General features: G+C 74.8%; 17 protein-coding genes and 2 pseudogenes. 7 read left to right on the top strand and 12 right to left on the bottom strand.

The window, feature by feature from the left end; translation table 11 throughout:
• Positions 1–4 precede the first annotated feature (4 nt).
• Positions 5–787 carry an acyltransferase gene (locus tag ACZ462_RS27955; protein ID WP_467805257.1) on the bottom strand — a complete coding sequence of 261 codons (783 nt, stop codon included), beginning with the start codon at positions 785–787 and terminating at the stop codon, positions 5–7.
• A gap of 162 nt (positions 788–949) precedes the next feature.
• Here ACZ462_RS27955 and ACZ462_RS27950 point away from each other — a divergent pair, with 162 nt between their 5' ends.
• Complete coding sequence (locus tag ACZ462_RS27950) at positions 950–1,507, top strand: gamma carbonic anhydrase family protein (RefSeq protein ID WP_467805256.1); 558 nt, start codon at positions 950–952, stop codon at positions 1,505–1,507.
• 54 nt (positions 1,508–1,561) lie between these two features.
• Here ACZ462_RS27950 and ACZ462_RS27945 read toward each other — a convergent pair whose 3' ends face one another.
• The 4 genes from ACZ462_RS27945 to ACZ462_RS27930 all read right to left on the bottom strand — a co-directional run bounded on the left by ACZ462_RS27945 (position 1,562) and on the right by ACZ462_RS27930 (position 5,760).
• Entirely contained in the window at positions 1,562–2,233 is a 672-nt protein-coding gene (locus ACZ462_RS27945) for a DedA family protein (RefSeq protein ID WP_467805255.1), read from the bottom strand.
• Positions 2,234–2,291: 58 nt separating this feature from the next.
• Complete coding sequence (locus ACZ462_RS27940; protein WP_467805254.1) at positions 2,292–4,820, bottom strand: beta-glucosidase; 2,529 nt, start codon at positions 4,818–4,820, stop codon at positions 2,292–2,294.
• A gap of 132 nt (positions 4,821–4,952) precedes the next feature.
• Positions 4,953–5,162: a type II toxin-antitoxin system VapB family antitoxin gene (locus ACZ462_RS27935; protein WP_467805252.1), complete on the bottom strand. Its 210-nt coding sequence runs from the start codon at positions 5,160–5,162 to the stop codon at positions 4,953–4,955.
• Positions 5,163–5,307: 145 nt separating this feature from the next.
• Entirely contained in the window at positions 5,308–5,760 is a 453-nt protein-coding gene (locus tag ACZ462_RS27930; RefSeq protein ID WP_467805251.1) for a DUF4442 domain-containing protein, read from the bottom strand.
• A 97-nt stretch (positions 5,761–5,857) separates the two neighbouring features.
• Here ACZ462_RS27930 and ACZ462_RS27925 point away from each other — a divergent pair, with 97 nt between their 5' ends.
• Positions 5,858–6,895 (top strand): DUF8017 domain-containing protein, encoded by a 1,038-nt coding sequence (locus ACZ462_RS27925; protein WP_467805250.1) that lies wholly within the window; start codon positions 5,858–5,860, stop codon positions 6,893–6,895.
• Positions 6,896–7,010: 115 nt separating this feature from the next.
• Positions 7,011–8,366, top strand: a complete 1,356-nt coding sequence (locus tag ACZ462_RS27920; RefSeq protein WP_467805249.1) for an MFS transporter — start codon at positions 7,011–7,013, stop codon at positions 8,364–8,366.
• Positions 8,367–8,388: 22 nt separating this feature from the next.
• Here ACZ462_RS27920 and ACZ462_RS27915 read toward each other — a convergent pair whose 3' ends face one another.
• From ACZ462_RS27915 to ACZ462_RS27905, 3 genes are all read right to left on the bottom strand, one after another.
• Positions 8,389–9,180: a spermidine synthase gene (locus ACZ462_RS27915; protein WP_467805363.1), complete on the bottom strand. Its 792-nt coding sequence runs from the start codon at positions 9,178–9,180 to the stop codon at positions 8,389–8,391.
• A gap of 125 nt (positions 9,181–9,305) precedes the next feature.
• Complete coding sequence (locus tag ACZ462_RS27910; RefSeq protein WP_467805247.1) at positions 9,306–10,172, bottom strand: patatin-like phospholipase family protein; 867 nt, start codon at positions 10,170–10,172, stop codon at positions 9,306–9,308.
• 79 nt (positions 10,173–10,251) lie between these two features.
• Entirely contained in the window at positions 10,252–11,433 is a 1,182-nt protein-coding gene (locus ACZ462_RS27905) for an elongation factor Tu (RefSeq protein ID WP_467805246.1), read from the bottom strand.
• A gap of 402 nt (positions 11,434–11,835) precedes the next feature.
• Here ACZ462_RS27905 and ACZ462_RS27900 point away from each other — a divergent pair, with 402 nt between their 5' ends.
• Complete coding sequence (locus ACZ462_RS27900) at positions 11,836–12,561, top strand: TVP38/TMEM64 family protein (RefSeq protein ID WP_467805245.1); 726 nt, start codon at positions 11,836–11,838, stop codon at positions 12,559–12,561.
• Positions 12,562–12,654: 93 nt separating this feature from the next.
• A complete protein-coding gene (locus ACZ462_RS27895) occupies positions 12,655–13,527 on the top strand; it encodes an undecaprenyl-diphosphate phosphatase (protein WP_467805244.1) in 873 nt (290 codons plus the stop codon).
• On the opposite strand, the pseudogene ACZ462_RS27890 reads toward ACZ462_RS27895, so the two are convergent.
• Positions 13,496–14,059 (bottom strand): annotated as a pseudogene (locus ACZ462_RS27890) (IS30 family transposase); the annotation flags it as partial. The gene ACZ462_RS27895 and the pseudogene ACZ462_RS27890 sit on opposite strands and share 32 nt — an antisense overlap.
• 135 nt (positions 14,060–14,194) lie before the next feature.
• Between ACZ462_RS27890 and ACZ462_RS27885 the strand changes: the two are divergent.
• Positions 14,195–14,767 (top strand): Uma2 family endonuclease, encoded by a 573-nt coding sequence (locus tag ACZ462_RS27885; protein WP_467805243.1) that lies wholly within the window; start codon positions 14,195–14,197, stop codon positions 14,765–14,767.
• 349 nt (positions 14,768–15,116) lie between these two features.
• On the opposite strand, the pseudogene ACZ462_RS27880 reads toward ACZ462_RS27885, so the two are convergent.
• From ACZ462_RS27880 to ACZ462_RS27870, 3 genes and pseudogenes are all read right to left on the bottom strand, one after another.
• A pseudogene (locus ACZ462_RS27880) lies at positions 15,117–15,401 on the bottom strand (IS982 family transposase); the annotation flags it as partial.
• Between the two features lie 118 nt (positions 15,402–15,519).
• The gene (locus ACZ462_RS27875) at positions 15,520–17,712 is read right to left on the bottom strand and encodes a 2OG-Fe(II) oxygenase (RefSeq protein WP_467805242.1); all 2,193 of its coding nucleotides are present in this window, start codon (positions 17,710–17,712) and stop codon (positions 15,520–15,522) included.
• Positions 17,713–17,740: 28 nt separating this feature from the next.
• The gene (locus ACZ462_RS27870; RefSeq protein WP_467805241.1) at positions 17,741–19,531 is read right to left on the bottom strand and encodes a protein kinase domain-containing protein; all 1,791 of its coding nucleotides are present in this window, start codon (positions 19,529–19,531) and stop codon (positions 17,741–17,743) included.
• 381 nt (positions 19,532–19,912) lie between these two features.
• Between ACZ462_RS27870 and ACZ462_RS27865 the strand changes: the two genes are divergently transcribed.
• Positions 19,913–20,383, top strand: coding sequence for a nuclear transport factor 2 family protein (locus tag ACZ462_RS27865; RefSeq protein WP_467805240.1), 471 nt, complete (start codon positions 19,913–19,915; stop codon positions 20,381–20,383).
• Positions 20,384–20,410: the final 27 nt, after the last annotated feature.

The following is a 20,410-nucleotide window of genomic DNA, read 5'->3' as shown; positions in this document are numbered from 1 at the left end:
CTGCTCACCCCGCGGCCGGCTCGCCGGCGGCGGCCTCGGCCGTGCGCTGCTCGGCCTCGGCCAGCTCGGCGAGCGCGCGGAGCTGGCCGGGGGTGACGCCGTCGGGGATCGGCACCGGGGCCGGTGTGCGCAGCGGTGGCTGCCAGCCCGCCTCCTCGGTCCACCGGCGGACGATGCGGGCGGGGGCCCCCGCGACGACCGCGTGGTCGGGCACCTCACCGCGGACCACCGAGCCGGCGGCGACGACGACGTTCCTGCCCAGCTTGGCGCCGGGCAGGACCACCGCGCCGGTGCCGAGCCAGCAGCCGGGCCCGATCTCGACGGGCGCGCTGCGCGGCCACTGCCGGCCGACCGGCTCGTTCGGGTCGTCGTAGCTGTGGTTCGTGGAGGTGATGTACACGCCGGGCCCGCAGAACGTGTCGTTCCCGATGGTGATGCGGCTGTCGGCTATGACGTGGCTGTCGCGGCCGAGCACCACGCCGTCGCCGATGACGAGGACGGGCTCCGCGCCCAGGTCGAGGCCGGGCAGCATCCCGGCGGTGAGGGTGACCTGTTCGGCGACGATGCAGTGGTCCCCCAGCCGGATCCACGGCTCTCCGAAGACGGTGCCCTGGGGGAACGCGAGCCGCGTGCCGTGCCCGATCGCCCCGAAGCGGAGCCGTCCCGGGGTCTGCGCGGTGACGGCGCCTGCCTGCTGCATCCAGCGCCAGGCGGCGTGCGCCGCGCGGCCGGCGAGGCGGCGGCGCAGGGCGGTCAGCGATGAGAACGTGTTCTGGTTCTTCGGCACCGGGTCACCGTAGCGTGCCCGGGGCCCCGGCCGCGCCGTGATCTTCACCCCATCGCCGGCCGGACGGCGGGCATGGCCTACGGTGCCCCTGGCGCGACACGTCGGATCCACCGGGCGCGCCGCCCGCGGGCGGCCGTACCACCCAGGACTGAGGAAGAGAACATGGCGGAACACGCGGACCACACCCCGGGCGGGGCACTCGTCGCGGGCGTCGGGGGCAAGAGCCCGCAGATCGACCCCGGCGCCTTCACGGCGCCGACCTCCGTCGTGGTCGGCGATGTCGTGCTCGGGCCGGGCGCGAGCATCTGGTACTCGGCGGTGCTGCGCGCCGACTGCGGGCCGATCGTCCTCGGCGCCGACAGCAACGTGCAGGACAACTGCACGCTGCACGTGGATCCCGGGTTCCCCGTCACCGTCGGCGAGCGCGTGTCCATCGGCCACAACGCGGTCGTCCACGGCTGCACCGTCGAGGACGACTGCCTGATCGGCATGGGCGCGACCGTCCTGAACGGCGCGGTCATCGGCGCCGGCTCGCTGGTCGCCGCGCAGGCGCTCGTACCGCAGGGCATGGTGGTCCCGCCTGGCTCGCTCGTCGCGGGTGTCCCCGCCAAGGTGCGGCGGGAGCTGACCGCCGAGGAGCGCGAGGGCATCCGGCTCAACGCGGCGATGTACCGCGAGCTGGCGCAGCAGCACCGCGCCTCCGTCGCCCCGGGCGCGTGATCCCCGGCGGAGCCGGCGGGCGCGGACGGCCCGCCTGCTCCGCCGCGGCCGGCGTCAGCGGCCGGCGGCCGCCGGCTCGGGCTGCGCGGGCTCCCCCGAAGCCTCCGGCGCCGGAGCCTGGGCGGCCGCCTTCGCGGCGCGCCGCCTGATGACGATCATCGAGGTGAGGCCGACCAGCACCGCGAGCACGAGGCCCAGCCAGGAGAACCGCTTCAGCCACGCCTCGGCGACGATGCCGACGTAGTAGACGACGGCCGTGGTGCCGCCCGCCCACAGGATGCCGCCGAAGACGTTGGCGATCAGGAACTTCCAGTACGGCATGTGCAGCACGCCGGCCAGCGGCCCGGCGAAGATCCGCAGCAGGGCCACGAACCGGCCGAAGAAGACGGCCCACATGCCCCACTTCTGGAACGAGCGCTCCGCCATGGCGACCTGCGCGGGCCCGAAGTGCTTCGGGAACCGCTTCCCGAGCCGTTCCAGCAGCGGCTTGCCTCCGCGGCGGCCGATCGCGTAGCCGATCGAGTCGCCGACGATCGCTCCGGTGGTGGCGCAGATGCCCAGCACCAGCGGGTCGATCTCCCCGTGCTGTGAGGCGAGCAGCGCCGAGCTGACGAGGATGATCTCCCCCGGCAGCGGGATGCCGAGGCTCTCCAGCCCGATGACCACCCCGACCAGGAGATAGATGGCCACCGCCGGAATCTGCTCCAGCCATTCCTGGATGTGCACCGGTGCGTCCTCCCGTTTGCGTACCGGCGCGTCCCCGGTGACGCGCCGAACGGGCAGCCTATCCGCTCCGGACGGCCGCCCTCGCCCGCAGCGGCAGGTCGCGCGAGGAGCGGCCCGCGAAGACCTCCCGCCGGCCGGTCCCGAGGACCCACCCGTGCTTCTCCGGATCCCAGCAGGACAGGGCCCGCTCGTCCACGGCGACGGCGACCCGCTCGGACTGCCCCGGCCCGAGGGTGAGGCGCCGGTAGCCGGCCAGGGTGCGCACCGGCTGGTCGAGCGCGAGCCGGGGCGAGGGGCCGACGTACACCTGGGCCACGTCGGTGCCCGTGCGGCGGCCGGTGTTGCGGACGGTGAACTCCACGCGCAGCCCGCCGCCCTCGGGCCGGACCGCGAGGTCCGCGTACTCCCAGGAGGTGTACGACAGCCCGTGCCCGAAGGGGAACAGCGGCGCCACCCGCTGCGCGTCGTACCAGCGGTGGCCGGTGTGGACGCCCTCCGTGTGCTCCTCCCGCCCGCCGGTCGCGGGGCGCTGCGGGTCCCCGGCCGCCGGGATCCGGCGTCCGTCGGCCGGGAAGGTCTGGGTGAGCCGCCCGCCGGGGTCGGTGTCGCCGAAGAGGACGGCCGCGGCGGCCTCCGCGCCCTCCTGGCCCGGGTGGTACATCTGGAGGACCGCGCCGGTGCGGGCCAGCCACGGCATGGCCGTGGCCGAGGGCGTGTTCAGGACGACCGCGGTGCGCGGGTTCGCCGCGGCGACCGCCTCGATGAGGGCGGCCTGTCCGCCGGGCAGGCCCAGCGAGGTGCGGTCCGCGCCCTCGGCGGTGTCCTCGTGGGCGAACAGGACGACGCCGCGGGCGGACTTCGCGAGGCGCACCGCCTCGGCGACGTCGGCGGCCCGTGTCGCGCCCGTGGTGTGGCGCAGCCGGAAGCGCTGCCCGCGGGCGCCGCCCCGGGCGGTGACGGACAGCCGGTGCCCGCCCGCCCGCAGGGCGACGGTGCGGCGGCGGAGGGCGAGCCCGTCGGGCGCGGTGGCCGGCAGCCCGCCCGCGTCGTGCTCGGCGGCGCCCTGCCGGAGCGGGAAGAGTTCCTCGCCGTCGAGGCGGACGGTCGGCCGCTCGCCCGAGTAGTGGACGAGGACGGTCCATTCGTCGTCCTCGGCGAGCGTGAAGCGGCCCTCGTGGCTCCAGGTGTGCCCGGCGGCGACCCATCGGTCGTCGAGCGCGGCGGGCGGGGCCAGCAGGCCCGCGGGGAGCGGCCGGCCGTGGACGTCCTCGCCGACGGCGTGGACCACCGAGGCCCCGTGGCCGGCGCGCCGGGTGAGTGCGGTGAGCGGGGACGCTGCCCCGTGGGGGCTGCCTCCCCCGCCGGCGGACGGCATCCGCACGGTGGGCCCGATGACGGCGAGGGAGCGGGCCGCGGCTCCGGACAGCGGCAGGGTGCCGTGCTCGTTGCGGAGCAGGACGGCGCCCGCTGTGGCGACCCGGCGCGCGAACCGCGCCCCGGCCGCGGCGTCGCGGGCGGGCCGTGCGGCGGGACGGCCGTCGAGGTGGCCGAACCGGTCCATGACGGTCAGGATCCGCCGCACCGCCCGGTCGACGGAGGCCTCGGCGACGGTGCCGGCGCGGACGGCCTCCACCAGCGGGGCTCCGAAGCGGGTCCCGTCGGGCATCTCCATGTCGAGGCCGGCGCCGATGGCGGCGACGGTGCCGTGGGAGGCGTCCCGGTGGGAGAGCACCCAGCCGCCGAAGCCCCAGCGGCCGCGCAGGACGTCCTCCAGGAGTGCCCTGCTCTCGCAGGCGCGGGTGCCGTTGACCTTGTGCGGTGCGGCCACGACGGCGCCGGCCCCGGCGGCGGCGGCCGCTTCGAAGCCGCGCAGCGCGCTCTCGTGCAGGGTGCGTTCGCCGGCGACGGCGTCGGCGGTGTGCCGGCCCTGCTCGCGGGTGGCGGGGGCGAAGCGCCCGACGGCGGCGACGAGGCCCTCGTCCTGGATGCCGCGGACCATTTCGGCGACCAGGTCGGCGGTCAGCCGCGGGTCCTCGGAGAAGGCCTCGGCGTTCCGGCCGGCGAAGGGGCTGCGGATGAGGTGGGCGGTGGGGGCGAGCAGGACGTCCCGGCCGAGGGCGCGGCCCTCGCGGCCGAGGGTGCGGCCGTACTCGCGGGCGAGCGCCGGGTCGAAGGCGGAGGCCAGGACGACGGGCGCGGGCAGGGCGGTGGCCGGCCCGGCCGCCCGCACCCCGGCGGGTCCCTCGGCGAACCGCAGCGGCGGGATGCCCAGGCGCGGTACGCCCGGCAGGTGGCCGGCCGGTCCACGCGTGGCGGGGTCGGGGGCGCCGTGCAGGAGGGCGGTCTTCTCCTCCAGCGTGAGCCGCTCCAGCAGCGCCTCGACCCGGGCGGCGCTGCCCGGCCGCCCGGCCCCCGCCCCGGTGCCTGCGCCCGCCGCCGGGGCGGGGGCGGTACGGGCGGCCGTACGGACGGTGGCGCCGGGCGGCAGCGGGGCTCCGCAGCCTCCCGCGCCGAATGCCGCCGCGCCCGCCGCGCCGAGGGCGCCGAGGAGCCGCAGCGCCGAACGCCGGGAGGGGGCCCCGCTCATGACACGGCCTCGCTCATGGTGCTCCCTGCGGCTCCGGTCGGCGGGAGCGGCCCGCGCCGGACCGCTCCCGGGGCCACTGTGGCGCCGTACGGGCCGCGGGCCGGGCGGGACGCGCAGGTGCGGGGCGGAGTTTCAGCCCTGCGGCGGCTGCACGAGGGGGTCGGGGGTGCACCGGGGCTCGTCGTGCACCTGGACGCGCGCCTCGGTGCGGTGTCCGCGGGCGATGTAGTCGCGTACGACGGCCTCGACCGCGTCCTGCGGTGAGGCGACCCCGGCGAGGACCATCACCTCGACCACGAGTTCCGCATCGAGACTGATGTCGATCTTGGCTCTGCCTGCCATGGGGGCTCCCCTGTCGTCGGTGTCCGCGGCGCCGCAGCCGGGGCACGGGCGGGCTCCGGCGGCCGGGCGGGTGCGGGGCCCGGGAGACGCGAGTGGGGCCGCGCCCGGCAGGCGCGGCCCCACTCATTCCCCCTGGGAGGTGTGGTCATGCGTTGGGGCGCAGGGTCCACACGACGGTCATCTCCCCGGTCACGGCCTCGTCCTCGCGCTGGATGGCGACGGCGACGGGGAATTCGGGGCGGCCTCCGGCGTCGAGTTCGGCGACGACCTCGGCGGCCGGGCGGCCCAGCGTCGCGGTGGCGGTGACGACGCCCTTGGCCAGCTTCTTGTAGGCGATCTCGGCCTTCACCGCGAGGGGCACGGCGCGCGAGAGCTGGTCGCCGAAGGCGGCGAGCACGATGGCGCCGCTGGCGGACTCGGCCAGTGTGAACATGGCGCCGGCGTGCGGGCCGCCCACGTGGTTGTGGTAGTCGGGCTGGTCCGGCAGCCGGACGACCGCGCGCTCCGGGGTGGTCTCCAGGAACTGGAGGTTCAGGGTCTTGGCCATGGGCACGGTCGCGGCGAGCAGTTCGCCCACGTTCATCTGGTCTGCGCTCATGGGCCGCGATGTTACCCGCGAGTAGACCCGCTTGACCAGACCTCTTGCCGGGGGCGGCCGTTCCCGGTGACGGTGCCTCCCACTATGGTTGTCGGCCATGTGGCCAGGACAGCAGCAGCCGCCCGGGGGACAGCCCAACCCTCAGGACGCGCAACAGAACCCGTACCAGCAGCCGCCGGGACAGCAGCCGAACCCGTATCAGCAGCAGCCCGGATACGGATACCCGCAGGCGGGATACCAGGCGCCGGGCCAGCCCGGCCAGCCGGCACAGCCGTGGACGCAGCCCCAGCAGGCCGTTCCGGCACCGCCGAGCGGCGGGGGCGGCGGCCTCTCCACCAAGACCGTCGCGATCGTCGCCGCATCCGCGGTGGTCGTCGCGGCGGCCGCGACGGGGGCGTTCGTCCTCACCCGGGACGACGGGACGAGCAACGAGGCGGACGGAAAGCCCGCAGCCTCCTCCTCGGCCCCCGCCCCGGCCTCGAGCGAGCCGGCACCGACGGGTGCGAACCCGCGCGGCGGCGGCGACGCCCAGCCGGTGATCCCGGGCTGGAAGGTCGTGGTCAACCCCAAGTACGGCACCGCCTTCGACGTGCCGCCGGAGTGGAACGTCGCGAACCCCGGCGTCATCGCCAGCTTCACCGACGAGGTGAAGAACGACGGCAAGCCGATCATCAGCTTCTCCGCGCCGGCCTTCCTCAAGGAGGACTGGTGCAAGATCGACTCAGACAAGGACGGCCGCGAGGAGAAGACCGAGCTGGCCGGCAGCGGCACCAAGGGCGGCCAGGGCGCCAAGGACACCGCGGAGGCCGTCCGCAACGAGGCCGGCAACTGGGCGTTCGCCGCGTTCGCGCAGAAGGCCCCGAAGGGGACGGTGAAGGTCTCCGACCCCAAGGAGTACACGACGTCCTCGGGCCTCAAGGGCCACATGGCGACCGCGACAGCGCTCGGCGTGCCCAAGGAGAACAAGTGCTCCCGCGACGGCAAGTCCGTCGCGTTCAGCTTCAAGACCGCGAACGGCGACTTCTCCAGCTGGATCCTCTTCACCTCCGTCGGCGTCGAGGGCGAGGTCCCGCAGGAGACGATGGACAAGGTCCTCAGCTCGGTCCGCCTGCACGGCACCGGAACCGTGGGCTGATCCGGGCCGATCCGGCCGGCGCCGGCCGCGGGCGCCCTGGCGGGCCCGGGCGCGGCGTCCGTCCCGGGCGGGATATCCGTTTGGCATCCCGGCCCGGGGCGTGGATAGTCCCAGGGTGAGTTCTCCCGCCACCCCTCCCGCCCCGTCCGCGCCGGTCCCGCGGCGCCGCAGGCCCGCCTGGGCCGGCCGCAACTACACGCTGCTGACGGGCGCGGCCGTCATCACCAACCTCGGCAGCCACGGGGCGCTCATCGCCTCGGCGTTCGCCGTCCTGGAGGCGGGGGGCTCCGGGGGCGACGTCGGCCTGGTTGCGGCGGCCCGCACCGTGCCCCTGGTGCTGTTCCTGCTGATCGGCGGCGCCGTCGCCGACCGGCTGCCGCGCCACCGCGTGATGGTGGCGGCCAACGCCCTCAACTGCGCCTCGCAGGCCGCCTTCGCCGTCCTCGTGCTCGCGGGGACGCCGCAGCTGTGGCAGATGATGCTGCTCACCGCGCTCTGCGGCACCGGCACGGCCTTTTTCAACCCGGCCGCCGAGGGCATGCTGCTGTCGAGTGTCTCCGGCGAGCACGCGAACCGCGCCTTCGCCCTCTTCCGGATGGCGATGAACGGCGCCGGCATCGGCGGGGCCGCCCTGGGCGGGGCGATGATCGCCGCTATGGGCCCCGGCTGGGTCCTCGCCGTCGACGCGGCCGCATTCGCGCTCGCCGGCGCCCTGCGCGCCGCCCTCGACGTCGGCCGCGTCGCCGAACGGGCCCCCGGCGGCGGCCTGCTGGCCGACCTGCGCGAGGGCTGGGTGGAGTTCCGGACCCGGCCCTGGCTGTGGAGCATCGTGCTCCAGTTCTCCGTGGTCGTTGCCGTCGTCGGTGCGGCGGAGGCCGTGTACGGGCCGCTCGTGGCCCGCGACCAGCTGGGCGGCCCCGCCCCCTGGGGTCTGGCGCTCGCCCTGTTCGGGGTCGGCACCCTCGCCGGCGCCGTCCTGATGATGGTGTGGAAGCCGCGCCGGCTGCTGCTGGTGGGCACCCTGTGCGTGTTCCCGCTGGCGCTGCCGTCGGCCGGGCTCGCCGTGCCGCTGCCCGTGTGGGGCCTGTGCGCGGTGATGTTCGTCAGCGGCGCGGCCATCGAGGTCTTCGGCGTGAACTGGATGGCGACGATGCACCAGGAGATCCCGGAGGACAAGTTCTCCCGGGTCTCCGCGTACGACTGGTTCGGCTCGGTGTCGATGCTGCCGCTGGCGACGGCCCTGGCAGGGCCCGCGGAGGCGGCCTTCGGCCGTACGAACGCGCTGTGGGGCTGCGCCGTCCTGGTCGTGGCGGTCACCGCCGCGGTCCTCGCGGTGCCCGACGTCCGCCGGATGACGCGCCGGCCCTCGCGCCCGAAGGCGGGCTCGCTGCCCGCCCCCGCTCCGGAGGCGGCCCCGCAGCCGGACGGGGTGCGCGACGGGGGTCTGGGCAGCGCGGCCGCCGCGCGCTGACCGGCCTCGGGGCGGGCCGCGCTCAGCCGATGCCGAACGCCCCGTCGGGCGGTTCGGGCGAGGCGACGGCGTCCGCGTCGGCGACCGGCAGGGCGCCGCGTACGAACCGCTCCAGCGCGGGCCCGTCCTCCACGCGTGCGGGGAAGGCGTCGGCGGCGCACCGCCGGGCCAGCGCGGCGAGGGGGAGTTCCCGGTCGGAGGCGAGCAGGACGGCGTTGCCGAACCGGCGGCCGCGCAGGACGCCCGGCTCGGCGATCAGCGCCACCCGGTCGAACGCGGCGCGGAAGTTGGCCAGCTGGCCGCGGAGGAAGTCGAACGGCGCCCCGTCCGCCAGGTTCGCCGCGTACACCCCGCCGGGCCGCAGGACCCGCGCCGCCCCGCGCGCGTACTCGACGGACGTCAACTGCGCCGGCACCCGCGAGCCGCCGAACACGTCCGCGACGAGGACGTCCGCGCTGTCCGCGGGCGCCGCGTCCAGCCACGCCCGCGCGTCGTCGACGTACACCGTCACGCCTGATCCGGCGGGCAGCGGCAGGTGCTCCGCCACCAGCGCGGCCAGCCCGGCGTCGAACTCCACGACGCACTGCCGGGATCCGGGGCGGGTGGCCGCCGCGTAGCGCGGCAGCGTCAGGGCGCCGCCGCCGAGGTGCACCAGGTCCAGCGGGCGGCCCGGCTCCGCGGCGCAGTCCAGGACGTGCGCGATGCGGCGGGCGTACTCGAACTCCAGGTGCTCCGGGTCGTCGAGGTCGACGTACGACTGGGGGGCGCCGTCGACGGTCAGCAGCCACGCCCGGTCCCGGTCGACGTCCGGCATCAGCTTGGCGGTGCCCTGCCCCACGGCCCGGACCACCGGGATCTGCTCGTCGCTCACCGCACCATTGTCCGGCAGGCGGCCGGCCGGTACGCCCGGCGCCTGCCGCCGCCCGTCCGCGCCGGCGGTCAGGGGTTCCACACCGCGGCGGCCTCGGCCGCGTGCTCGGCGGCCTGGGCGTACCCCGCCCGGGCGGCCGGGGCGCGACGGGCCGGATCGAGGACGTTCCGCCCGATGGCCCGGCGGGCCGCGGCCGACGGGGTGACCAGCAGGACGCGGGCGCCGTCCCGCCGCAGCCGTTCGGCCTGCGAGGCAGGCGAGGGGACCAGTCGGGAGCCGAGGGTGAGCGGGGCGAGGATGACGACCCGTTCGTGCCCGGCGGCCAGGTCGGCGTTGACCGCGGAGCGGATCCCGCCGTCGACGAAGCGTCGCTTTCCCACCGTCACGGGCGGCCAGACGCCGGGCACGGCGCAGCTGGCCGCGACGGCGTCGACCAGCCCGGCTTCGCCGTCCCGGTCGAAGGCGGCCGGCTCGCCGGTCAGGGCGTCGACGGCGGTGACGACGAGCCGGCGCCGCTCGGGCCACTCGTGCGAGGCGAGCCGCTCCTCGAACACGCGGCGGCGCGCCGCCTCCCCTCCGGTGTCGGCGGCCAGCGCCATGGCTCCGATGCGGCGCCGGTAGGCCGCCGCGTCGCGAGAGCGCAGCATCGCGGCGGCGTACCGGGCGAGGAGGCCGGCGCCGACCCTGGCGGCGGTCTCGCCGGCCGGGTCGGCGAGCTGGCGCTCGTACAGCTCCCGCGGGGTGAGCAGCCCGGAGGCGAGCTGGGCGCCGACGAGGGAGCCCGCCGAGGTTCCGACGACGAGGTCGGCCCGGGCGAGGTCCACGCCCGCCTCGGCGAGGCCGTACAGCACCCCGCACTCCCAGCCCACGCCGGTGAGGCCGCCGCCGCCCAGCACCAGTGCCGTGCCTCCGCCCGTGCCGTCCGTGCCGCTCATCGCCCGCCCCTTCGCCTCGTCCGTGCCGTCGGTCAGGCAGTCTGGCGCACCCCGCGCACCGCCGGCGCGGCGGGGTCCGTCAGTCGAGCACGGTGGCGACCGTGCCCGCGCCGACGGTCCGCCCGCCCTCGCGGACGGCGAAGCCCAGGCCCGGCGCCAGCGGCAGGCCCCGCCCGAGCTCGACGGCCATGGCGGCCGTCTGCCCGGGGTGGGCGGCCGCGGCCCCGCCCAGGTCCACGGCGCCGACGACGTCCGCGGTCCGGATGTGGAACTGCGGCCGGTACCCCGTCGCCCACGGGGTCCGCCGGCCGCCCTCGCGCGCGGACAGCACGTACACCCGCGCGGTGAAGCGCCGCCGCGGCTCCACGCTCCCGGGCGCGGCCACCACGTGGCCGCGGCGCACCGCCGCGCGCGGCACCCCGCGCAGCAGCAGGGCCGCGGTGTCGCCGGCCTCGGCGGACTCCATCGGCCTGCCGAAGGCCTCCAGGCCGGTGACGACGGTCTCGACGGGCCGGCCGTCGCCGCCGAGCACGGCGACCCGGTCTCCGGGGCGGATCCGGCCGCGCTCCACGACGCCGGTGACGACCGTCCCGCGGCCCGTGACGGTGAGCACGTTCGCCACGGGCAGCAGGAAGGGCGCGTCCGTGGACCGCACGGGCACCGGCACGTAGGTGTCGACCGCGTCGAGCAGCGCCTCGACGGCCGCGGTCCACCTCGGGTCGCCCTCCAGCGCCCGGAGCGCGGAGACCCGTACGACGGGTGCCGTGTCGCCGCCGTAGCCGTGGGCGGTGAGCAGCTCGCGCACCTCCGGCTCGACGCGGTCGGCGAGCTCCGGGGCGGCGGCGTCGGCCTTGCTCAGGGCGACGACGACGTGGTCGACGCCGAGCTGCCGGGCGAGGAGGACGTGCTCGGCGGTCTGCGGCATGACGCCGTCGCGGGCGGAGACGACGAGGATCGCGCCGTCGAGCCGGGCGGCGCCGGCGGCCATGTTCTTGACGTAGTCGGCGTGGCCGGGCATGTCGGTGTGGGCGTAGTGGCGGGTGTCGGTCTCGTACTCGACGTGTGCGAGGTCGATGGTGATGCCGCGCCGGGCCTCCTCGGGGGCGCGGTCGATGCGGTCGGGGGGCACGAAGGAGGCTCCGCCGCGCCGGGCGAGGACCTTGGTGATGGCGGCGGTCAGGGTGGTCTTGCCGTGGCCGACGTGGCCCATGGTGCCGATGTTGAGGTGCGGCTTGGTGCGTACGAAGGCCGTCTTGGCCATGGTGTCTCTTCCCGGGTCGTTCGCTCTTCTCGCCGCCGGCCGCGGCCGGGACGGGACCCCTGGGCGGGCCGACCCTCCCCCTGCGGGGTCCGCCGGACTGTCCGGGAAGGGTCAGCTTCGTGCGCCGTCGATCACGGCGGTCTTCGCGCCGAGGGGCGGGAGGGCGGCCTTCGACGCGTCCGCGACTGCGGGCGGCGCTGCGGTGAAGGCGGACCGGGACATGCCGCGATCCTGCCGGACGGCGGGCGCCCCCGTCGAACGGATTTCCCCGTCACCGCGGCCTGTCGGCGGAGGGGTCTCCTGCGGCGCAACACCCGGCGGCCACCTCGCGGTCACCGGGTGTTCCTCCGCATGAGACCCGGATTACGGCGGGGCGCCGCCTGCCTCGGTTAGTCTCGCCGGATGTCCCTCCTCCTCGCGCCGTGGACGCGGCTGTCCCTGCTCGTGGTGCTGCTCGCCGCGGCCGGGGGCTGCGTGCTGGTCTACGAGCCGCAGCGCCTGCTGTCGCAGGGCTGGCCGCCGGGCCTCCCGGTGGGCGCCGCCGCGGTGCTGTTCGCGGTCGCGTACGGGCTCGGCACGGCGGCGCTGGTGCCGCGGCCCCTGCTGAACCTCGCCGCCGGCGCGCTCTTCGGCGTCCCGCTCGGGCTGCCCGCGGCGGTGGCCGGCTCGGTGATCGGCGCCGGGATCTCCTTCGGCATGGGCCGGGTTCTGGGGAGGGACGCGCTGCGCCCGCTGATGCGCGGCCGCTGGCTGCGGGCGGCCGACGACCAGTTGGCCCGCCACGGCTTCCGGTCGGTGCTCGCGGTGCGCATCTTCCCCGGCCTGCCGTTCGCGGCCGCCAACTACTGCGCGGCGATGTCGCGCTGCGGCTGGCTGCCCTTCCTGTCCGCGACCGCCCTCGGCGTGGTGCCCAACACGGCCGCATACGTGATCGCGGGCGCCAGCGCGGACAGCCCCGACTCCCCCGCCTTCCTGCTCTCGTTCGCGTTCATCGCCGTCTCCGTGGCGGCCGCGGCGGTCGTCGGGTGGCGGGGGCGGCGGCGCCTGGCGGCCCCCGCCGGGCGGCCGGCCGAGGAGCCCGTCCCGGCGCAGGCTCCCGTGGTGGGAGCAGGCGTCTCCGGGGCCTGATGCGGTGACCGGGAAACCTTCCCGGGCAGCAGCACTAGCATCTGACCGAACTGTCCGACGAGCACGACGAATACAAGGACGAGCGACGCCGACATGACCTGGTTCGAATCCCTAATCCTCGGTCTCGTCCAAGGGTTGACGGAGTTCCTGCCGATCTCCTCCAGCGCCCACCTCCGGCTGACCGCCGCGTTCGCCGGATGGGAGGACCCGGGGGCGGCGTTCACGGCGATCACGCAGATCGGCACCGAGGCCGCGGTGCTGATCTACTTCCGCAAGGACATCGCGAAGATCGTCTCCACGTGGTTCCGGTCCCTCTACACCAAGTCGCTGCGCTCGGAGCAGGACGCCGTGATGGGCTGGCTCGTCATCGTGGGCTCGATTCCGATCGGCGTGCTCGGGCTCACCCTCAAGGACCAGATCGAGGGCCCGTTCCGCGACCTGCGGCTGACGGCGACCACCCTGATCGTGATGGGTGTTGTCCTCGGCATCGCCGACCGGCTCGCGGCCCGTGACGAGGAGGGCGGCCGGCACCGGGCGGTGCGCGAGCGCAAGACGCTGCGGGAGCTGGGCGTCCGGGACGGCCTGATCTTCGGCGTGTGCCAGGCGATGGCGCTGGTGCCGGGCGTCTCCCGGTCCGGCGCGACGATCTCCGGCGGCCTGCTGATGGGCTACACGCGCGAGGCGGCGGCCCGCTACTCCTTCCTGCTCGCGATCCCCGCCGTGCTCGCCTCGGGCGGCATGGAGCTGGAGGCCTTGGGCGAGGGTCACGTCGCCTGGGGCCAGACGATCTTCGCCACGGTCGTGGCCTTCCTCGTCGGCTACGCGGTGATCGCGTGGTTCATGAAGTTCATCACAACGAAGTCCTTCATGCCGTTCGTGATCTACCGGATCCTGCTGGGCATCCTGCTGTTCGTGCTGGTCGGGACCGATGTCCTCAGCCCGCACGCAGGCGAGTCCGGCGGCTGAACCAGGGCCTCACAGGTAGCGCTGTCCAGCATTTCCTGGCACCTGTTGCAGTCAGACGCTCGGCTGGGGTTTCCCAGCCGAGCGTTTTGCGTGGGCGGCGGTTGAGCTGGCCGGCGACGGGGACAAGGTGTTCGGGGCTGTGGTGGGACAGGTCGGTGCCTTTGGGGAAGTACTGGCGCAGCAGGCCGTTCGTGTTCTCGTTCGAGCCGCGCTGCCAGGGGCTGGCCGGGTCGCAGGAGTATCACGTAGCGGGTGGCGCGTTCGACCAGGGTGCCGATCGCGGACTCGCCGTCCTCGCCGATGATGAGATCGCCCTCCCAGTGGCCGGGCACGGCCCGGTCCTCGGCCTCGGCGGGCCGTTCGCTGATCGTCACCATGGGGGTGGTGAACCGCGACCGACGGCAGTGGCCTGCGGTGGGCGCGCCCGGAACGCGGGGGGCTGGTGGGCTCACGCCGCAGCTGGCCCCCGGCCCTGGGCATAGAGCGCCTGGTAGACGGTCTCGTGGACCACGTGCATCTCCCGGCCGGTCGGGGAACTGTGCCCGCAGAGCCTGTCATATCTGCTCCGGGCGGTCCGGTCGCTCGACTACGCTGACACCCGCGTCGGGCCCGCGTCCGCGATCCGGGATGAAGGCCCCTGACCTCTTCGAGGCGCCTGGAGGAAGCCGTGCCCGCCGAACTCCCCGACTGGATGATCCCGCCCAGGATCAGCGGCTGGGAAGCCGATGACCTCGACCACCTCGCCGAGGCACCGCGGCACACCGAACTCATCGACGGAGCCCTGATCTTCATGATGTCGCCGCAGCGGTCCTGGCACGCCCGGCTGGTGGAGAACCTGACCTTCGCCCTGCGCCAGGCCGCCCCCGACGGGTTCGACGCCGAGCGAGAGATGACCGTCCGGCTCGACAAGAAGAGCCGCCCCGAGCCCGACATCCTGCTCACCACCGCCTCCTACGACCCCGACCGGACCTGGTACGCGCCCGAGGACGTCGCCCTGGTCATCGAGGTCGTCTCGGAGGAGTCGGCGGACCGCGACCGGTCCCTGAAGCCCTTCAAGTACGCACAGGCCAGGATCCCCCACTTCTGGCGCGTCGAGGACGAGGCCGGCGCCCCCACCGTCCACACCTACGAACTCGACGTCATGACCAGCAGCTACGTGGCCACCGGCATCCACCGCAACCGGTTGAAGGTCTCCGTCCCCATCCCCCTCGACATCGACCTCGACAGCCTCGTGCCCTGACTCTCTGCCGGACGCCGGGGCCCGGCTTCAGCCGCCTCACGACCCCGCAAGGACGAAGGCGAACGATTCGCGGGGCTCGTAGCGGCCGGTCACATCGCCAACCAGGTGGTCGGCGGTCGGGTCGAGACGGGCGGCGGGGGTGAAGTCGACGCGGTCGAGGCGGGTCCAGACGATGTGGAGGCTGAAGGAGGACTCGCAGGCGTGAACGCGGTGAGTGAGCGAGGGTGCGCCAGATTGACACGGAGATGTTCGGGCGGGCTGCCTCCGTGGGGCCCGGCAGTGGCAGGGCGCCGCCGAACACCTCGTGCCGTTCCAGACGGTCCAGCTGCTGACAAGCGGCGGGGGTGCGGGCCCGCCCGGCTTCTTCCTTGCGGTTCGACCGTAACAGCACCAGCTCACACTCGGTCAGGTCCCGCTCGATCTCGCGGCCGTAGTAGTTCCTGTCACCGGTGATCGTCTGCCGGGAGTGGGAGGCCGTCACGTCCGGCGCGGTGTCGAGCATGTCGCGCAACGTCTCGCGCCCGTCGGCCTTGGCACCGGCCAGCGCGAACAGCACGGGCAGCCCGCCGATCATGCACACGTGGTGCAGCCGTAGTCCCCAGAAGTACCGGGAGAACGACGCGCAGTAGCCATTGCGCGGCCGCGCGGTAACGGCAGGTGGCGGTGCGCGGCCGGCCGGGACGCGGCATCCGCGTCCCGGGTGCGGGCTGCCGGTTCCAGGCGCGCGAGCCGCGGGGCTGGTCTGTCCCCTTTCAGCCGCGGGGCCGGGGCCATTTCTCCCGCAGCCACGCCAGGTCGGTCTCGGCGCGGATGCGGGCCGCTTGCTCACGGGTGAACACCGCGTTCGTCTTGGTCAGGACCAGGGTGTAGGGGCGTCCCTGCCGCCGGGTGGTGTGGGACACGGGCAGGTCGGCCAGATCGATACGGCTGTGGATGTGGCGGCCCCGGTCCTTCGCGAGCGGCCAATCCATGACCCGACGGGTGCGCGAGGTGAGGAAGGCGTCGAGGTCGGGGCAGAGGGCGCAGCCGGACCGGCAGGTACCGGCCGGGGTGAGCGACCAGTCGTCCGCCGCGCGTACGGGGCGGGTGACGGCCGCGGTGAGCCGGGCCTCGCAGTGGTCGGCGAGCGTCTGGAAGGCGCGGGCCGCGGGTGCCCCGTCCCGTATGGCCGTCGGTCGGTGGGCCGCGGTGCGCAGGGCCGGGAGCAGGCATTCCAGGGCGGTGTCCGGCAGGCCGCGCAGCGCGGTGACGATCGTGTCGGCGGTTTTCAGGTCGCACGCCTGCAGGATGCGGGCCAAGTGAGCTCCCAGCCGTTCCATGCCCGCGCGGCGCTCCGCCTCGCGGCCTACGTCGAGCCAGCCGGTGAGCTGCTGCTCGGCCGCTTGCCACACGGCCTCCACCAGTGGTGCCGCCACCGCGTCTCCGTCACCGTCGGCGGTCCGCAGCGCGGCACAGAGGCCGGGCAGAGACTCGAGCCATGCTGCGCGATCCGCCCCGGTGTACGCGGCGACCGGGCCGAACCAGCTGCCGACGGCCCCGCGCGACCACGCCCGCCCGTACCGTGCGGCCGCTTGCGCGAGATCGGGGGCGTGTCGCTGGCCCAGGGCCTCCACCCCGAAGGGCGCAAGGAGCATCGTGGCGGTGTCCGCTTCGTCCAGTCCCACCGCGACGTGCAGGGCGGCAGTGAAGAGTGGAGCGGCCGCTTCGCCCGAACCGCGGTGCTTCCAGATCGGGGCGAGCGACCGGGCGAGCGTACGCGCCAGCTCCGACTCCCCGGTGTCCAGGTGGCCCTGGAGTTCTCGCAGGGCTCCCTCGGAGCCGGCCTCGGCGCGTGCCGCGAACGAGCGTTGCCGGGGCCAGAGCACCACTGCGGCCCGCCGGTACCAGCGGTCCAGGGTGTTGCCGTAGTTGCCCATGTAGCCCTCGTACTGGGACTGGTAGGGCGTGAGGTCCTTGTTCTCGGTGGTGGCGCACACCTCGGCGTAGGAGACGGGCAGGGAGATCTGCTCACCGTCGGCGCCGTCGGGGCGGGTCCACCAGCCGAGGGTGGTCTCGTCGTCGATCAGGTCGCCCAGCTCGCAGTCGGAGAAGTCGCCACTGCGGCGGCGCTCGGCCCCGGGCTCCCCGTCGAGGTCGAGGAGGCACTCGCCCTCGCACTCCTCGTCCTCGCAGCCTGCCTGCCGGGCGGCCTGGCGGAGCCGGGTGGCACGTGTGGCGTCGGCACCCTTGAGGCGGTCCCAGTCCAGGCCACGCTGGGTGTACTCGTGGTCGAGGAGGTACACGAGGCGGTTCGGGGGCGCCGTTTTCCGGCGGCCGTAGGCGTAGCGCTCTTCGGCCGGCTCGGTGAAGTGTTCGGTCAGGCAGCGGGCCAGGTCGGCGGCCGGGCGGGCGCGTTCGGCGAGGAGGTTCATGGTGAGGGTGACGCGGTAGCCGGACTTGACGGGCTTTACCTCGTGCAGGCAGTCCGCGTAGAAGGCAGCGAAGGTCAGCTTCTCCCGGGACGCCTGGTGGACGACGCTCCGGCCGGCGTGCGAGACGACGAGTTCACCGCCGGTGTGGTGCGAGGGCAGGGAGACCACCACAGTGCCCACCATGGAGTCGTCCTTCTCGGAGTCCTGGTGCGGCAGGAAGAACTGGCCCTTGCCGTAGACGAGCAGCGCGTGCGGTTCGGCCCGCAGGACGGTGCTGGGCGGCAGACCGAGCGCGGTACGGACGCCGTCGAGGACGCCGCTCAGGGTGCGGTCCCAGTCGGGGCCGCCCAGGGTCATCCGGTCCGGGGTGATCTCCCAGGTATCGCGCACGCTGGTGTCGGCCAGGGTCTGCTCACCGCGGCCGAAGCGGGCCTGCCGGGCCTGCGCGATCAGCTTCTTGGTGACCGGCGCGCGCAACGGCAGGGGCAGCACCCCGACGCCGTCGACCTCGATCCGCAGCGCGCCGGCGGACATCTCGATGCGGGTGGCGAGCGGCGTGCCGTCACCTGTCGGGGCGACCCGCCTGCATCGCCGTCAGCCGGCGGACGAAGAGCGCGGCGGCGCCTGCCGCCGGCACGGCGAGGGCGTGCAGGACGAGGTTGACCCAGGTCTCCGGCAGGAAGTCGTAGGCGTACACGTTGCCGCCGTGCGAGAACGAGTACTCGGAGTGCTCCTTGAGGAGCGCCGTCCAAGGGGTCCAGAAAACGAAGGGCCAGGCGAGGAAGGTCGGCAGCCACAGCGCCCACCAGGCGTTCAGCGCATGGGCGGGTGCGGGGTCGTGGCCGGGGCTGGAGGCGTGCCAGACATCGTTGGCGATCTGCTTGGGAAGGAAGAGGTTCGCGACGGGGATGAACCAGCCGATCACCGCCATCGAGGGGTGGTACCGCAGTCGACCGGGCGTGAACTTCTCGGCGGTGGCGCGGACGCGGCCGAACCAGACGAGCCAGGCCAGCACCAGCGCGCTGCCGAAGCAGAGCTGGGTGTACCAGAGGAGGGAGAACGAGAGGACGTCCCACTCCGTCAGGTCCCAGATGCCGTCCCCGTCCGGCAGAGGCTTCCGGTACAGCAGACCCTGTCCCGAGGCGACGTACAGCTGCTGGGCGACGGTGAGCGCGGAGGTCAGGGCGACGAGGGTGAGGAGCCAGTAGACGGCGGCCCGGTATCCGTCGGCCGGAGTCTCGTGGCCCCGCGCGCGGCGGCGCTCGTCGGCCAGTCGCGGCCTGGGTACCACCGTCCGGCCTTCCCCGTCGGCGGTGCGGGAGGCGGCGTCGGAGGGTGACACGGTGAGCGGTGCGGTGGGCGGCCTGTGCGGCCCTCCGGAGACAGTCACGGCTTCCGCCGCCGCTGCTGCCGGAGCCGACGCCTCGGCTCTTGGCGCCATCCGGGTGCGCGGATCCTCCTGGTCGAGGAGCTGCACCGCTTTCTGGCCCAGTCGGGCCAGCACTTCCGGCGGCAGCCACGGGCCGAGGGAGCGGTACTGCGTCTCCTCCCTGTCCCGCAGCTCGGAGAGGGTCGGGCGGGCGGCGGGATCCTTGGCGAGGCAGTCCTTGATCAGCCCGAGGAACGGCTCCGGTACGCCGGTGAGGTCCGGGGGCTCGTTCACCACCCGGTACATCAGGGCGTGCAACTGGCCCTCGGTGGCCTCGAAAGGCAGCCGGCCGGCGGCTGCGAAGGTCAGGACAGCGCCCAGCGAGAAGATGTCGCTGGCCTCCGTCAGCCTCTCGCCCCTGATCTGCTCCGGCGACATGAAGCCCGGCGAGCCGACGACGACGCCCGTGGAGGTCAGGCCGCCCGTGGTGGAGGCGTCCGCGGCGCGGGCGATCCCGAAGTCGATCACCTTCGGCCCGTCGATGGTCACCATGACGTTCGACGGTTTCAGGTCGCGGTGGACGATCCCGGCCTCGTGGATGTCCCCCAAAGCGCGGCACAACCCGGAGGCCAAACCGCGTACGGAACGCTCAGGCAGGGGACCGTGCTGCTCCGTCACCACCTGGTACAGGGTCGGGCCGGCGACGTACGCCGTGGCCACCCAGGGCAGCGCCGCGTCCGGGTCGGCGTCCAGGACGGCAGCCGTCCACTCCCCGCCGACCTGCCGCGCCACGGCGGTCTCCTTGGCGAATCGGCGGCGAAAGTCCGGGCTCGCGGCCAGTTCGGCGCGGATGGTCTTCACCGCCACCATCCGGCCGCGCGGCGACCGGGCCAGGTAGACCACGCCCATCCCGCCTGCGCCCAGTCTGCCGATGAGCCGGTAGTCGGCGACCCGGTCCGGATCCTGGTCCTGCAGAGACTGCACGGCTGACGGCTCCCCTCCCCGGCGGACATCCCGGCAAAGACTAGTGCGAGCCGTGGTTGCTCGGAGGGGGTTCCCACGGAGCCCGGTGACGGCGGGGCGGCGCACGGCCGACGGCCCGGTCATCGGTGCGGCCGACGGCCCGGTCACCGGTGGGGGCCGGCGCCGATCTGGGATCTGCGCGGGAGCTGGCCCGCCGAGGAGTACGCCGCGCAGCGGATACGGGAGGGCGTGCCGGCGGAGGTGGTGATGGACCTGGCCAGCGACGCGTTCCTGGTGGTGGTCCGGCAGCCGGAGGCGCATTCCGGCCACTGACCGCGCCGGTGCCGGCCCGGTGCGCGCACGCCTCTTGGCCGGGCGGCGCCGGGCCCCCACACTGACCCGATGACGCAGCGCGGGGATCTCGCCGCCGTGATGGACCGGCTGGCGATCGACGAGGTGGTCACGGGGTACGCGGTGGCCGTGGACGACGGCGACTGGGAGGCCTACCGGGCGCTGTTCGCTCCCGGCGGGCGAGCCGACTACACCTCGGCGGGCGGGATCGAGGGTCCGGCCGGCGAGGTGGCCGACTGGCTCGCGGAGGCGTTGCGGCGGTTCCCGGTGCGCCAGCACCTCGTCGTCAACCGGCTGGTCCGGCTGGAGGGGGACGGAAGGGGCTGGCCTGCGGTGCGGGCGCAGGTGGGGGCCGACTTCGTCAACCCGATGCGGCTGGAGGCGGCGCGGCCTCCGGTCGCCGGTGCCGCGCCGAATTTCGTGGCGGCCGGGCGCTATTCCTTCACACTGGCCCGCTCCGACCGGGACGGCTGGCGGATCACGCGCGTCGCCGTGCACGAGAAGTGGCGGCTGTCCCGCTGAGGGGCTGCCGGCCGGGCCCTGCCCCAC

The organism is Streptomyces sp. NPDC031121, assembly GCF_055570615.1.
This window is presented reverse-complemented; position numbering and strand designations above follow the sequence as displayed.